Origin of the sequence: Antrihabitans auranticaus, assembly GCF_016481275.1 — a bacterium.
GTDB lineage: Bacteria > Actinomycetota > Actinomycetes > Mycobacteriales > Mycobacteriaceae > Antrihabitans.
In genome coordinates, this window is record NZ_JAEMNW010000004.1 from 191,331 (window position 1) to 206,867 (window position 15,537).

A 15,537-nucleotide genomic window follows, 5' to 3' on the forward strand; every position below is an offset into this window, starting at 1 on the left:
CACCGGCCTCCGAAGTGTTCGGGTGGATTCATATAATCCCACTTCACAAGGCTATTCGGGACCGATCGACCAACCTGAACTTGCGATCGCCCGCCTCCGCGCAGGGGTGACTCCCGCCACGGCTCTAATCTGGTTTCCATGGCAACACCCGACCTCGCGCAATCGCCGCGAACTTCCCAGACGGCACGCGCGAGTTCGTCGGCGGTGTTCGTCCTGGCGGCTTTGGTTGCTGGTCTCGTCGCAGCGTTCGTCGTCAGCCTCTCCGCGTCGAAGGCTCTGGCTGTGCTCGGCATCCCCGATCCCGGGGCGCTCACGAGCTACGGCCTGCCGGCGGTTCGGGCCATCGGTGAGCTTGCCGCGGTCGTGGCTGTGGGGTGTCTGTTGCTCGCGGCGTTCCTGGTTCCGCCACAGAAGAACGGCGTGCTCGACGTCGACGGCTACCGCGCGGTTCGAGTCGCGTCCAACGCTGCGCTCGTCTGGGCGTTCTGTGCCGCTCTGCTTGTTCCGCTGACCGGTTCGGATACGACGGGCCAGCCGCTGTCCACTGCGATGGACCCGAACAACGTGTGGCGAACGATCAGCCTGGTCGAGATGGCGAGTGCGTGGGCATGGACAGCCGGTCTCGCTGTCGTCCTCGCAGTGGGGTGCCGGCTCGTCCTGCGCTGGGGGTGGACGCCGCCGTTGCTCGGTCTCGCGTTGCTGACGTTGATGCCACTTGCGGTGAACGGGCACTCGTCAGCCGGCGGATCACACGACTTGGCGACCAACAGCCTGATTCTGCATCTCGTGGCGGCCGCGCTCTGGGCAGGCGGACTGCTTGCCTTGCTCGCACACGCGCGCGGTAACGGCGCGTACATGGGCGTCGCCGCCCGCCGCTTCTCGACCATCGCCGGCATCGCCTTCGTGGTCATGGCCGCGAGCGGCGTCATCAATTCGCTCGTCCGGCTGCCGCTGCACGACGTATTCACGACGACGTACGGACTCCTGATTGTCGCGAAGTCCGCCGCGTTGATCTTGCTCGGAGTGCTCGGCTTTGCGCAGCGCAAACGTGCGTTGCCTGCCCTGGTCGCCGATCCGACTGCGCGCGGTCCACTGATCCGGTTCGCGAGCATCGAGGCGATGCTGTTCGCCGTAGCAATCGGACTCGGAGTGGGGCTCGGCCGGACCCCGCCACCACCGGACGCGGTAAAGGTTCCGACGCTGACGGAGGCCGAACTCGGCTACAACCTGGAGGGTCCGCCGACGTTCGGGCGGTTGGCCTTCGACTGGCGATTCGATCTCCTTTTCGGCACGGCTGCGATCGTTCTCGCGGTGCTCTATCTCGTCGGTGTTCGACGACTGCGGCGGCGCGGCGACCAGTGGCCCGCAGGCAGGACAGTCGCCTGGGTTCTCGGTTGCGTCGTCCTTCTGATCGGCACGTCGTCGGGTATCGGTCGCTATTCCCCGGCAGTCTTCAGCGTGCACATGGCGTCGCATATGGCTCTGTCGATGTTGGCGCCGGTGCTGCTCGCGCTCGGCGGTCCGATCACCTTGGCGCTGCGCGCACTCTCACCGGCCGGCAAGAACGAGCCGCCGGGGATGCGCGAATGGATTCTCGCCGGCCTGCACAGTCCGGTGTCGCGGTTCCTGACTCAGCCAGTCGTGGCGGCGACTCTCTTTGTCGGTGGCTTCTATGCGCTGTATCTGGGCGGGATCTTCGACTCGACGGTGGATTCGCACCCCGCCCACGTGCTGATGACGTTGCATTTCCTGCTGAGCGGATACCTGTTCTACTGGGTGGTGATTGGCGTCGACCCGTCACCCCGGCAGGTGCAGCCGGTCACGAAGCTGGCAATGGTGTTCGGTTCGTTGCCCTTTCACGCATTTTTCGGTGTCGTGCTCATGAGCATGGACACCGTCATGGGTGCGTGGTTCTACCGGAGCCTCGGCTTGACCTGGAATACCGATCTGCTCGGTGACCAACGCCTGGGTGGCGGAATTGCCTGGGCCACAGGTGAAATCCCGTTGGTTCTCGTCATGATGGCACTTCTCATCCAGTGGTCGCGCACCGATGAGCGAGCCGCGAAACGATACGACCGCGCTGCCGACCGTGACGACGATGCGGAGTTGGCTGCGCACAACGCGATGTTCCGAGAGCTCGCCCGGCGGGAACGGGAAGCGGGACGATGATCGAGCGCGCGGACGTCGTTGCTGCTCGCGAGCGGATTGCCGGCCGCGTTCGTTCGACGCCCGTGCTGGACGCCGACGTGCCGGGTCCGGCAGGCGACATTCCCGTCACCTTGAAGTTGGAGTACCTGCAGTTCGGCGGGTCTTTCAAGATTCGCGGGAGTCTGAACACGCTGTTGCACAGTGCGCGTGGGTGTTCGGAAATAGTTATCGCGTCCGGTGGAAATGCAGGGATCGCCGCCGTGACGGCGGCTCGAGCGCAGTCGGTCGGGTGCGTCGTCGTTGTTCCAGAGAACGCGCCCCAGGCAAAGGTCGATGCCCTGCGCGACCTAGGCGCAACCGTGGTGCTACACGGCAGTACCTACGAAGTCGCGTATGCGAGAGCGACCGAACTTGCCGCCGAACGGAACGCCTTTCAACTGCACGCATACGACCTGCCCGACGTCGTGGCCGGAGCCGGAACCATCGGCCTCGAGCTCGAAGAGCAAGTCCCAGAGCCGAATCCCATCCTCGTCGCTGTCGGCGGCGGTGGTTTGATCGGGGGAGTAGCAGCAGCAGTCGGGATGAACCGGCGCGTCGTGGGTGTCGAGCCCGAGGGATCCCCGACTCTGCACGAAGCCATGAAGCACGGCGAACCGGTCGACGTCTCCGTGCACGGTGTCGCAGAGGACTCGCTCGGCGCCACCCGGCTCGGTGGAGTCGCGATGGAAATCGTTGCGCGGCAAACTGTATCGTCGGTGTTGGTGCAGGACTCCGCAATTATCGCGGCGCGTACGTGTTTGTGGCGGCAGTTCCGGATCGCGGTCGAATGGGGTGGGGCAGCGGCTCTCGCGGCCGTCATGTCCGGTGCCTACGTGCCGCAGTCGGGCGAGCGGCCCATCATCGTCTTGTGTGGCGCAAACACCGACCCCAGAGACCTCTACGGCGACGACCGATAGAACTCCAGCTGGGCCTGTGCGGCGATCGGATCCACTACCAGTGGCGGTCGCCATCTCTGCAATACGCGAGACGTAATCGACGGCGTAGGCGAAGACGTCGAGGAGGTCTCCAGGTAGCCCCCCAGCGTCGCGTCCGGCAAGACCGATGTCAGGCATTGAAAGGCCTCCAGTGCGCGCAACTTTCGCGAAACTGCCGGCGAACATCACGGTCGGTTTCGTCGTATAGCAGGTGGCACCGACTGATTCCTCGCCTCCCTTGCTGCCGTGCGGCGAGTTGTTCACAGCCGAAGGCGCTATCCCCAGATCTCTTTTCGAATCCCCGTTGCGTCGTTTCGTTCGCAAGTCTGGAAGGGCGCAATCAGCGCGGTGAAAGGCCGGGATCGAGCGAGGAGAACGAGAAATGGCAAGCGAGACAACCATCACGATGATCGGCAACCTGACGACAGACCCGGAGTTTCGTTCCACGGGGACCGGGGCCAACGTCGCGAACTTCACGATCGCGTCGTCGTCGCGCTTCTACGACAGGCAGAACAACGAATGGCGCGACGGTGAGGTGCTCTTCGTTCGATGCAGCATTTGGCGCGAAGCAGCCGAACATGCCTGCGAGACGCTGGTGAAGGGCACGCGTGTGATCGTGCAGGGCAGGCTGAAGCAGCGGACGTACGAGACCCGCGATGGCGAGAAGCGAACGGTCATGGAACTCGAGGTCGACGAAATAGGTCCGTCGCTGCGGTATGCGACGGCGAAGGTGATGAAGGTCGTTCGTGGTCCCGTGCGGCTCGTGCCGACGATGGAAGATCCCCGAGCAGCCGAGTTGGTTGGCGTCGGCGCTGCGGTCGACGAGGCGCCGCCGTTCTGAGCAGCACGAATGTCACTATTCAGTCAGTCTTGACTGAATAGTGACATCGCGGATACGCTCGGCAACGCAATCGCTGCGAGAGGAATGGTCGAAGATGTCAGTACTGGATGATGTTGCGGCGACAGAGGTCGACCGAACCCAAGACCGCATGTCGCATGATGTGTGGCTACCGGCCGAGACGGTCGCCTTGCGCGCCGAGGCGCGCCAGGCGGTTCGCGAGAAGTTGGCCCCCTACGCCCGTGTCATCGGTCAGCGCGAAGAGTCGGTCGACAGCTTTCCGTGGGAGGCATTCCGCGGCCTGGCGCAGGCCGGGATGTTCACCGTTCCGTTCGATGCCGAGTTCGGCCGCGGGCTCGAGTACCCGATGCTGGGCACCTGCACGGTGACCGAGGAAATTGCCTACGAGTCGTCGAGTATGGCCGGCGTCTACGACGGTCAGTGCATTCTGGTTCCCCAGGCGCTGTCGTTCGCGGCGCCGCCGTTGCGTGCCCGATTGCTACCCGCGTTGACGTCGGGCGACGAGGCATTCTCGTTTGCGACGACGGAACCCGATGCGAGCAGCGATCTTTCGGTCGATGTCATGCAGACTGTCGCCGTCGAGGTGGACGGCGGATTTCGGGTGAGCGGCCGGAAGCGCTGGATCACCAACAGCGTCGTCGCGACGTGGGCGGCAATCCTGTGCCGGACGGATGACCGGATGACGATGCTACTGGTCGATCTGAAGAGGTCGCCCGGTGTTCGGATCGGGTCGCCCGACCTGAAGATGGGCCACCGTGGCCAGGTCACCGCGGACATCGTCCTCGACGACGTATTCGTGCCGCGCGAAAATGTTCTCGGGCAGGTGGGATCGGGTCTGTCAGTGGCCATTTCGTGTTTGACCAGGGGTCGGATCGGGATCGGTGCAGCCGGAGTCGGTGTTGCCCAGGCGGCCGTCGACCTCGCGGTCCATCGATTGCGAACACGGCAGCTCTTCGGCGGCCCGCTAGGAAAGATGCAGTACTGGCAGTTCAAAATGGCTGAGCGCGCGACCGAAATCGAATGTGCCCGTTCGCTTTACCAGAAGGCAGCCGTCCGGCTGGATCGAGGCGATCGGGCCGCGGAACCGGAAGCCGCGATGGCGAAAGCCTTCGGTACTCGGGTTGCCGTCGATACGGTCAGGGACGCACTCCAGATTCACGGCGGCTACGGGTTTGCTCGGCAAGTATCCGAAACGGGCGAGTCTGTGCGGCTCGAGGAGCTCTACCGGGACGCCAAGATTCTTGAAATCTTCGAGGGGGCAAACGAATTGCAGCAATGGGTCATTGCTCGCCAGCTCATCGGTCGCGACGTCACGGGCTGATGTGACCGGGGAGTCCGATGTGCGGCGGCGCGGGGAGCAAGAGCGCAGTCGCGTCGCGAAGAAGCAGATTCTGGATGCCGCAGTCACGGTGCTGATCAAGGATGGCTACTCGGGGGCATCGACTGTCCGGATTCAGCAAGAGGCCGGCGTTTCGCGAGGGAAGTTGCTCAACTACTTCCAGTCCCGTGATGAACTGCTGATTGCGGCGGTCCATCACCTCGCTGCTACGCGGTTCCGAACGCTCAGCGATCGGTCAGATTGGCCGATCGGCGCCGCCGATCGTATTTCGGCGGCCGTCGACACGATGTGGGCGACTTATCAGCAGCCGTACTTCTGGGCCTCGATGGAACTGTGGCTTGCTTCGAGGGCACACGACGACCTCCGCGCCGCTCTGCTTCCGCTCGAGCGTGACCTCGGCCGCATGGTCCGTGAATCGACCGACACCTTTTTCGGCGCTGATCTAGCGGAAGTCGAGGGCTACAGCGAGATGCGCGAACTGCTGAACACGAGCATGCGCGGCGTTGCCATGACCTATGCGCTGGAACAGCGGGATGCGACGCGCGATCCACATCTGCGGGCGTGGAAAGGCCTGGCCGAAAGTGTGTTGCTCGGCTCGCGGTTCGGAACCTCGGGGTGAACTGTCCACCCCTTGGGTTGCTATCGACGAAGGATCGGACGGCAGAAGATCGAATCGCACAAGGGGTTGCGAGTCGGTTAGCGGACGGATGGAGACGACGTGGCGGCAGCGAGATCGCGAACAGGTGTCTCTGTTCTGGTGGCGACCATGGCGATAGCTGGCTGCGCGGCTCACGCGGTCGAGTCTGGGCGCGCGATTCCGGAGGCCACCGATTTGCAGACGTTCTACGGGCAGACCATTTCCTGGTCGGAGTGCCACGACGGCAAGGAATGCGGTCGTCTGGCGGTTCCACTCGACTACGCAGATCCGGGAGAGAGGACGATTGAGATCGCGGTCGTCCGCAAGCCCGCCGATGACCCGGACATCCGCGTCGGGACACTCGTCTACAACCCCGGTGGACCGGGCGCATCAGGCGTCGAGGCAGTGGCGATGACGTCGGACATCCTCTTTTCGCCGACGGTCAACCAGCGCTATGACCTCGTCGGCTTCGATCCGCGCGGAGTTGGTGAGAGCACCGCCGTCGAATGCCTGTCCGACGAGGAAATCGACGCGGCGGCGTCGGTCGACCCCACTCCCGAAACCGCTGCTGAGGTCGAGGCGCTCGTTGCTCATTCCGAAAAGACGGCGGCCGCGTGCCGTGCAAACAGCCCTGACGGACTGCTCGACCACATGTCGACGGTCGAGGTCGCGCGCGATCTCGACATACTGCGCGCCGCACTAGGCGAAGAGAAGCTGAGCTACCTCGGTGTGTCGTATGGGACCTACCTCGGCGCCATCTACGCGGAACATTTCGTCGACAAGGTTGGACGGTTCGTGCTCGACGGTGCCACCGACCCGCGGGAATGGCCATTCGCACCCGGCTACACCGCGACGAAATCGGCGAGCTTTCAGTTGGCGCTCGATTCGTTCGTCGCAGATTGCGTGACGCAAGCCGATTGTCCGGTCGGCGCAGATCCCGTCGTTGCACAACAGTTGCTCGTCGACCTCGTTGCAAAGACGGACCGTACGCCGCTCCCCGGCGACGGCGATCGGAAAACGAGCGAATCGACACTTCTGAACGGGTTCGCCGTCGCACTGTTCGCGCCAGAACTCTGGTCTGTTCTGCGAACGGCAATCGCCGACGCGCAGGCGGGAGACGGCGAGTTGTTCTTGGCCTTGAGCGATGCCATAAGCGGTCGTGACGAGAACGGCCACTACAGCAGTCTCGGGGATGTTGTCGGGATCGTCGATTGTCTTGATGGTCCACCCGAATTTGCGGTCGACGAGGTCGCCGATGCACTGCCGGAATTGCGGGAGCTTTCACCGATCTTCGCACCGCTTTTCGCGTGGTCGGCGACGTGCACGGGAATGCCGGCGGCGAAGGGCGAACCGCATGAGATCCAGGCGCCAGGCGCTCCGCCGATCGTGGTTGTCGGCACGACGCGGGATCCGGCGACGCCGTATCGGTGGGCCGAAGGCCTTGCCGAGCAACTGCAGTCAGGGGTTCTCGTCACCTACGACGGCGACGGCCACGGCGCGTATGGGAGCGACCGGAATCAGTGCATCGTGGACACGGTCGATGCATATCTGGTCGACGGCGCGGTGCCGGAAACCGGGAGTTGGTGCACCGACGCTGGTTAGCAGGTCGCGGGGGCGCCCGGAGTTTCATCCGGAGTCGGTCGCACCGATAGGGTGGGCGGCATGGCTGAGTTCATTTACCAGATGCTTAAGGTGCGTAAGGCGCACGGCGACAAGGTCGTACTCGACAACGTCACGTTGAACTTCCTCCCCGGTGCCAAAATCGGCGTCGTCGGGCCTAATGGTGCCGGCAAGTCGAGCGTCTTGAAGATCATGGCGGGCTTGGATCAGCCGAACAACGGCGAGGCATTCCTCGCGAATGGCGCCACCGTCGGAATCCTGATGCAGGAGCCGCACCTGAACGAGGAGAAGACCGTTCGCGGCAACGTCGAGGAGGGCCTCGGCGAAATCAAGGTCAAGCTCGATAGGTTCAACGAGATCGCCGAGCTTATGGCGACCGAGTACTCGGACGAGCTGATGGACGAGATGGGCCGCCTCCAGGAAGACCTCGACCACGCCGATGCGTGGGACGTCGACTCGCAGCTGGAACAGGCGATGGACGCGCTGCGTTGTCCGCCCCCGGAAGAGCCGGTGACACATCTTTCCGGTGGTGAACGCCGCCGCGTCGCGCTGTGCAAGCTGCTCCTCAGCAAGCCCGACCTACTGCTGCTCGACGAGCCCACCAACCACCTGGACGCGGAGAGCGTCAACTGGCTGGAACAGCACTTGGCGTCGTACGCCGGAGCGGTTCTGGCGGTCACTCACGACCGGTACTTCCTCGACAACGTCGCGCAGTGGATCCTCGAACTCGACCGCGGGCGCGCATTCCCGTACGAAGGCAACTACTCGACCTACCTCGAGAAGAAGGCCGAGCGCCTCGAAGTCCAGGGCAAGAAGGACCAGAAGCTGCAGAAACGCCTCAAAGACGAGCTCGCGTGGGTTCGTTCGGGCGCGAAGGCCCGGCAGGCGAAGAGCAAGGCCAGACTCGGCAGGTACGAAGAGATGGCCATCGAAGCCGAGAAGAGCAAGAAGCTCGACTTCGAGGAGATCCAGATCCCCGCTGGGCCGCGGTTGGGCAGTGTGGTCGTCGACGTGCAGCATCTCGACAAGGGCTTCAACGGCCGCACCCTCATCAAGGACCTGTCGTTCACCTTGCCGCGCAACGGCATTGTCGGCGTGATCGGGCCCAACGGTGTCGGTAAGACGACGCTGTTCAAAACCATCGTGGGTCTCGAAGAGCCGGACAGCGGCGAGGTGAAGGTCGGTGAGACGGTCAAGCTGAGCTACGTCGACCAGAACCGTTCGGGAATCGATCCGAAGAAGAACGTCTGGCAAGTCGTTTCCGATGGCCTCGATTACATCCACGTCGGGCAGCAGGAGATGCCGTCGCGCGCGTACGTCAGCGCGTTCGGTTTCAAGGGACCGGACCAGCAAAAGCCGGCAGGCGTTCTGTCCGGTGGTGAGCGCAACCGACTGAACCTGGCGATGACGCTCAAGCAGGGTGGAAACCTGATCCTGCTCGACGAGCCGACCAACGACCTCGACGTCGAAACGCTCGGATCGCTGGAGAACGCGCTCGAGAACTTTCCAGGGTGCGCCGTAGTCATTTCGCACGATCGCTGGTTCCTCGACCGCACCTGCACGCACATCCTGGCGTGGGAGGGCGACAACGACAACGACGCCAAGTGGTTCTGGTTCGAAGGCAACTTCCAGGGGTACGAGGAGAACAAGATTCAGCGTCTCGGCCTCGAAGCTGCACGCCCGCATCGCGTCACGCATCGCAAGTTGACGCGAAGCTAGTCGCAGTGGCAGACAGGTCAGCTGGTAAGTCGTTCACCTGCCAGGTCGAGGTCCGCTGGGCGGACCTCGATCTGCTCGGGCACGTGAACAACACCAAATACTTCGAGTACGCGATGGAAGCGCGGGTCAGGTTCTACCAAGAAGCTGTCTTCGCCGGGGAGCGCGGACGCCGCGCAGTCGTATTGCGGCGCGCCGACATGGACTACTTACGCCCCGTTCTCGTAGATGCCGGTCCGCTCGACATCGAAACGGTGGTCCTGCACATCGGCACGACGTCGTACTCACTGCGGCACACGATGCGCGACGCCACCGGCGAGGTGTGTGCGGTCGGATCTGCCGTGATGGTCGGCTGGGACACCGAAGACCAGACGTCGCGGCCACTCTCCGACGCCGAGCGGTCGGCGTTGGAGAAGTTCTCCAACCAGCCTTAGCGGGCCGGAAACAGTTGGGGCTCGCTGCAGGGTTGTGAGGTCACGGGCTGACGCCGTCGCAGCGCGGGTTCGCGCAGCTTTCCGGCCTTGGCGGTGCTCGCCCAGATCGAGGCTCGCGGGTTGGGGGAGGCGTCGACGTCGCGCTGGTTCGCCGAATCCGGCCGGGGCGTAACCGGCTCAGGTCCCACCAGTTGCGGTCGACGTCCTCGGCGACGGGTTCGGTGTCCGGGGTCAACGGCCGCGCCCGCATCACCGGCGACCTCGACGTGATCACCGCCGAAAACTGTTCGTCGCCTGTCGCCCGTGTCGAAACCCCGGTCTGCAGTCGACGGCACCCCGGATGACCGGTCGGCGGCGCAGCGCCGCGCATCGCGATATGCGCGCCAAGTGTTTCCGGCGCGTTTCGCGGACGCCGCGACTACGCTCGAAACGAGCGCTGGGTGAGGGACTGACCGAAAGTGGGCCGCGATGACAGCTTCGCCAGATTTGATCGACTCCGAGTGGGCGGCCAAGCTACCTGACGGAGTACGGTCCGAGATCGAATCCCTCGAAGGCGCATATTTCAGACACGTCGATGCGGGTGACGCGGACTGCGCGATCGTTGGTTCGTCGGCGAAAGTTTTTGCACGTCACCTCGATATGGCGATGGAACGCACTCCGGGACAAGCGATCTCCCGCGTGTACCGACCCGACGACGAATACGGGTTGGGCGCAGCGGTGCAAATCGTGAACGACGACATGCCGCTGCTCGTCGAGTCGATCACATCGATGCTCGGTCGCCACGGCGTCAGCCTCAGCGAAGTCATTCATCCGATCTTCGATGTCTGGCGTGACGATAAGAACCGCCTTGTTCGCGTGCTACCTCATGACGTCGACAACACAGAGGACGACGGTCGGCTCCGTGAATCATGGATGCACGTACAACTGCACCCCTCGACGGATCCGGCGCTGCTCGACAGGATCGCGGAAGTCGTGCCGGATGTGCTGGCAGATGTCCGCCAGGTTGTCGATGACACGGACGCGATGCGCGGTGTGCACCGTCAACTCGCCGAAAAATTGGACAGCGCCGCGGCGGCAGGTGAGTCGCACTACAGCGCCGACGACCTGACCGATTGTGCGAACCTCCTGCGGTGGTTGGCCGAAGGCCATTACACGGTGCTCGGGTACAGCCGCTACGAGCGGAACAAGTCCGACCGCTCCCACGCGCACGCGGTCGAAGGCACACAACTGGGTGTTCTGCGGGCGGGTGTGCTCGACCGAACCCACGTCGACATTCCGATTCCGCCGCCATCGGAAGATCGGCCACTCCTGGTTCTCACGCAAGGCTCGACACCGGCGACTGTGCATCGGTCCGTGTATCCGTACTTCGTCGGCGTCGCCGCGTTCGACGACAGCGGCGCAGTCGTCGGTGAGCACCTGTTCGTCGGTGTATTCACGGTGACAGCGCTCCACGAGAACGTCCTGGACATCCCCGTTATTGCGAGCCGGGTGCGGGCGGTCATCGACAGGGCCGGCTTCGACATCAATTCGTTCTCGGGCCAGGCCATGCTCGAAGTGATCCAGTCGTTCCCGCGGACCGAACTCTTCTCCTCCGACGCGGACACCCTGTTCAAGACGACCAGCTCGGTCCTCAATGTCGGTATGCGCCGACAGGTTCGGCTGTTTCTGCGCGAAGATGCGTACGGCCGATTCGTGTCCTGTCTCGTCTATCTACCGCGCGATCGGTACACGACTCGGGTTCGGCTTGCGATGCAGGACATTCTCGTCCGCGAACTCGGCGGAACATCGATCGAGTACTCGGCGCGAGTCACCGAATCCGATCTCGCGAACGTGCACTTCACGGTTCGTCGTACCGACGTGACGGCGGGCGCGAGCACCGACATGTCCGAGGAAAAGCGGGTTCGAATCCAAGACATGCTCGCGCAAGCCAGCAGGACCTGGGACGACTACCTGAGCGACGAAGTGTCCCAATCCACGAGTGTCCTGCCCGCGCTCGCTCAGCAATACGCGGACGCATTCCCCGAGGCATACAAGCAGGATTTCGGACCACGCCGCGCGCTGGCGGATATCGAAAGACTCGAAGGGCTGCAAGAGGGTGCGATCGATCTGCACCTCTACCGGGACGACGACGCCGAAAAGGGGCATTGGCAGTTCTCGCTCTACATCGGGGGCACGGGGGTGTCACTCAGCCAGGTGCTGCCGGTATTGCAGAGTCTGGGCGTCGAGGTGCTCGACGAGCGCCCGTACCGGATCAGTCTTGCCGACTCCGAGCAGTGGATCTATGACTTCGGCATCGTCGCGCCGCCCGAACTCCTGCGCGGAGCGTTGGACCAGGAAATGGACGATGCGCTCAACGCCTCGAACGGAGCGATGACCGCACGGGTGACTGAACTGCAGGAACGGTTCAGCGACGCCTTCGAAGCCGTCTGGTACGGGCTCGCGGAAGCCGACAGCTTCAACGAACTCGTGCTGCGCTCGGGCCTGCAATGGCGCGAGGCCGCGGTACTCAGGGCGTATGCAAAGTACTTGCGGCAAGCAGGTTTTCCCTACAGTCATGCCAATATCGCACGAGTCCTGCTGACCAATCCGGGAACGGCTGTCCTGTTCGTGCAGCTGTTCGTCGCACTGTTCGATCCGGATAACGCGACACCCGACCGGGCACAGGAACTCGAGGACGAGCTGCGCGCCAAGATCGACGCGGTGGTCAGCCTCGACGCCGACCGGATTCTCCGCGCGATTCTCGGATTGATCAGGGCAACTCTGCGCACGAACTATTTCGTCGTCGACAGCGCGGGCACTCAGCGGCCATACCTGTCGTTCAAGGTCGAACCGCGCGAGATCGTCGAACTACCCAAGCCCAAGCCGCGATTCGAAGTCTTTGTGTACTCACCGCGGGTCGAGGGCGTGCACCTACGCTTCGGCCGTGTCGCGCGTGGCGGGTTGCGCTGGTCGGACCGGCAAGAAGACTTCCGCACCGAGATCCTCGGCCTGGTGAAAGCGCAGGCGGTGAAGAACGCCGTCATCGTGCCGGTCGGCGCCAAGGGCGGCTTCGTGGTCAAGAACCCACCGCGTCCGACGGACGACGACGCGGCCGATCGGCAGGCGTTCCGCGACGAAGGCATCGCTTGCTACAAGTTGTTCATTTCCGGTCTGCTGGACGTGACCGACAACGTGGATCGGGTGACCGGGAAGGTCCTGCCGCCGGCGCGCGTGGTGCGTCGCGATGACGACGACACCTACCTCGTTGTCGCGGCGGACAAGGGGACCGCGACCTTCTCCGACATCGCGAACGGCGTTGCCAAGGAGTACGGATTCTGGCTCGGCGACGCATTTGCGTCGGGCGGGTCGGCCGGTTACGACCACAAGGCGATGGGAATCACGGCGAAGGGCGCGTGGGAGAGCGTCAAGCGACACTTCAGTGAGATCGACGTGGACACGCAAGCTCAGGAGTTCACGGTCGTCGGTGTCGGTGACATGAGCGGAGACGTGTTCGGCAACGGCATGTTGCTGAGCCCGCACATCCGGCTCGTGGCGGCGTTCGACCATCGGCACATCTTCCTGGACCCGAATCCCGTTGCGGCGACGTCGTTTACCGAACGGGAACGGATGTTCGCGTTACCCCGATCGTCGTGGGCAGACTACGACGAAACGCTGATCAGCGAGGGTGGCGGGATCTACGACAAGACGGTCAAGTCGGTGCCGATCAGTCCGCAGGTGCGCATTGCACTCGGGCTCGGCGACGACGTGACGTCGATGTCGCCGCCCGAGTTGGTCAAGGCGATTTTGCTTGCACCCGTGGACCTGCTGTGGAACGGCGGCATCGGCACCTACATCAAGGCGAGCACCGAAGCCAATGCGGACGTGGGCGACAAAGCGAACGACCCAGTTCGTGTGAACGGCAGCGACCTTCGTGTGAAGGTGATCGGCGAAGGCGGCAACCTGGGTGCGACAGCGCTCGGTCGCATCGAGTTCTGCCACAACGGCGGCAAGATGAACACCGACGCGTTGGACAACTCGGCCGGAGTCGACTGTTCCGACCACGAGGTCAACATCAAGATCATGCTCGACCGGTTGGTCAGTAGCGGCGATCTCGAGGAACCGGATCGCAATCCGCTGCTTGCTTCGATGACCGACGAAGTGGCTCGATTGGTACTGGACGACAACATCTCCCAGAACTTCCTCATGGGAATTTCGCGTGCCGAATCGGTCGCGATGCTCAGTGTGCACAGTCGCGTAATCGCTGATCTGGAACGCACCCGTGCACTCGACCGCGAACTGGAAGCGTTGCCGTCCGAGGCCGAGATCATCCGCCGCAAGCAGGAGGGCGGGGGACTGACGTCACCCGAGCTGTCCAACCTCATGGCGCACGTGAAGCTTGCGATGAAAGACGATCTGCTGAAGTCGGATGTTCCCGACATGGAAGTTTTTTCGCGCAGGCTGCCGTCGTACTTCCCGATTCCGCTCCAGGAGCGGTTCGGAAAAGCGATCAAGCTCCATCCTCTGCGACGCGAGATCGTCACCACGATGATCGCGAACGAGACTGTCGACTTCGGCGGAATCACGTACGCGTACAGGCTTTTCGAGGAGGCAGGAGCGCGGAGTACCGACTCCGTGCGCGCGTACGCCGCAGCGGTCGAGATCTTCGATCTGCGCAGTCTGTGGAAGCGAATCCGGAGCGCGGACATGTCCGTTCGGTTGGCCGACGAACTCGAACTGGAGTCGAAGCGGACCCTCGACCGGGCATCGCGGTGGTTGCTGATGAACCGCCCGCAGCCGATCGCGGTCGGCGCCGAGATCAACCGGTTCAGCAGGGCAATTCGGGAGCTGGGTCCCAAGGTTCCCGGGTGGCTGCAAGGTCACCGGGCCACCAGCCTCGAGGAGCGCGCCCGCGCGATCGCGGAGCGTGGGGTGCCGGCGGATCTGGCCCAGGAGGTCCTGGTGCTACTCGATCTCTTCCCGCTCATGGATATCTTCGACATTTCCGATATCACCGATAGGGACGGCGACGAGGTCGGCGAGTTGTACTACGCCCTCGACGCGTATCTCGGAGTGGACTGGTTGCTCACCGCGGTAAGCGGTTTGGCCCGCGGCGATCGTTGGCATGCACTCGCGCGGCTCGCCTTGCGTGACGACCTGTACAGCTCGCTGCGATCACTCACGCTCGACGTGCTGGTCGGCGGTGAAGCGGACGAGTCGCCGCAGGAAAAGATCGAATATTGGGAGTCGACGAACCAGTCCAGGCTCGGTCGTGCCCGAGCGTCGCTTGCGGAGATATTCGAGGCCGGGACTCATGATCTTGCGACTCTGTCTGTGGCGGCCCGGCAGGTGCGCAGTATGGTCAGCGGCGTCGGCTCACAATCGGAGGCAAATCGTTGACACAAGCACCCGACCCGCTGAAGGGTTTCCATACCAAGGTCGAGGTGCGGTGGTCCGATATGGACGCGTTCCAACACATCAACCATGCACGCATGGTGACGCTGCTGGAGGAAGCGCGGATCCCGTGGCTGTTCTACGACGATCGGCCGACGAAAACACTGCGCGACGGGGCGGTGATCGTCGACCTCCATGTGAGTTACCGGGGACAGCTACACCACGAAGACACGCCGCTGGACATTGTCATGTGGGTGGAAAAGCTTCGGGCAGTGGACTTTACGGTCGGCTACGAAGTTCGGCCGGGCGGTGCGCCGCAAGACACGAAGCCAGCGGTGACGGCGTCGACGCAGATCGCCGCGTTCGATATCGAGGCGCAGCGTTTGCGACGATTCACGCCTGAGGAGAAGGCGTATCTCGACAGCTGGCGCCGGGTCTGA

10 protein-coding genes are annotated in these 15,537 nt (G+C 63.5%); all 10 read left to right on the forward strand.

What is annotated here, in order from left to right; translation table 11 throughout:
• Positions 1 to 138 precede the first annotated feature (138 nt).
• The 10 genes from JGU72_RS18925 to JGU72_RS18970 all read left to right on the forward strand — a co-directional run bounded on the left by JGU72_RS18925 (position 139) and on the right by JGU72_RS18970 (position 15,537).
• Positions 139 to 2,169 carry a bifunctional copper resistance protein CopD/cytochrome c oxidase assembly protein gene (locus tag JGU72_RS18925; protein ID WP_199685562.1) on the forward strand — a complete coding sequence of 677 codons (2,031 nt, stop codon included), beginning with the start codon at positions 139 to 141 and terminating at the stop codon, positions 2,167 to 2,169.
• On the forward strand, positions 2,166 to 3,104 hold the full coding sequence (locus JGU72_RS18930) for a threonine/serine dehydratase (protein WP_199685563.1): 939 nt from the start codon (positions 2,166 to 2,168) through the stop codon (positions 3,102 to 3,104). The genes JGU72_RS18925 and JGU72_RS18930 overlap by 4 nt, the downstream gene beginning before the upstream one ends.
• Before the next feature lie 400 nt (positions 3,105 to 3,504).
• The gene (locus tag JGU72_RS18935; protein WP_199685564.1) at positions 3,505 to 3,963 is read left to right on the forward strand and encodes a single-stranded DNA-binding protein; all 459 of its coding nucleotides are present in this window, start codon (positions 3,505 to 3,507) and stop codon (positions 3,961 to 3,963) included.
• Positions 3,964 to 4,057: 94 nt separating this feature from the next.
• Positions 4,058 to 5,302 (forward strand): acyl-CoA dehydrogenase family protein, encoded by a 1,245-nt coding sequence (locus JGU72_RS18940; RefSeq protein ID WP_233532690.1) that lies wholly within the window; start codon positions 4,058 to 4,060, stop codon positions 5,300 to 5,302.
• A gap of 1 nt (position 5,303) precedes the next feature.
• Positions 5,304 to 5,939, forward strand: coding sequence for a TetR/AcrR family transcriptional regulator (locus JGU72_RS18945; protein WP_199685565.1), 636 nt, complete (start codon positions 5,304 to 5,306; stop codon positions 5,937 to 5,939).
• 147 nt (positions 5,940 to 6,086) lie between these two features.
• A complete protein-coding gene (locus JGU72_RS18950; RefSeq protein WP_233532691.1) occupies positions 6,087 to 7,559 on the forward strand; it encodes an alpha/beta hydrolase in 1,473 nt (490 codons plus the stop codon).
• A 60-nt stretch (positions 7,560 to 7,619) separates the two neighbouring features.
• Positions 7,620 to 9,296: an energy-dependent translational throttle protein EttA gene (ettA, locus tag JGU72_RS18955; protein WP_199685567.1), complete on the forward strand. Its 1,677-nt coding sequence runs from the start codon at positions 7,620 to 7,622 to the stop codon at positions 9,294 to 9,296.
• A 5-nt stretch (positions 9,297 to 9,301) separates the two neighbouring features.
• Complete coding sequence (locus JGU72_RS18960; protein ID WP_199685568.1) at positions 9,302 to 9,727, forward strand: acyl-CoA thioesterase; 426 nt, start codon at positions 9,302 to 9,304, stop codon at positions 9,725 to 9,727.
• A 468-nt stretch (positions 9,728 to 10,195) separates the two neighbouring features.
• Complete coding sequence (locus JGU72_RS18965; RefSeq protein ID WP_199685569.1) at positions 10,196 to 15,103, forward strand: NAD-glutamate dehydrogenase; 4,908 nt, start codon at positions 10,196 to 10,198, stop codon at positions 15,101 to 15,103.
• Positions 15,100 to 15,537 (forward strand): acyl-CoA thioesterase, encoded by a 438-nt coding sequence (locus tag JGU72_RS18970; RefSeq protein ID WP_267909244.1) that lies wholly within the window; start codon positions 15,100 to 15,102, stop codon positions 15,535 to 15,537. Before JGU72_RS18965 ends, JGU72_RS18970 begins: the two co-directional genes overlap by 4 nt.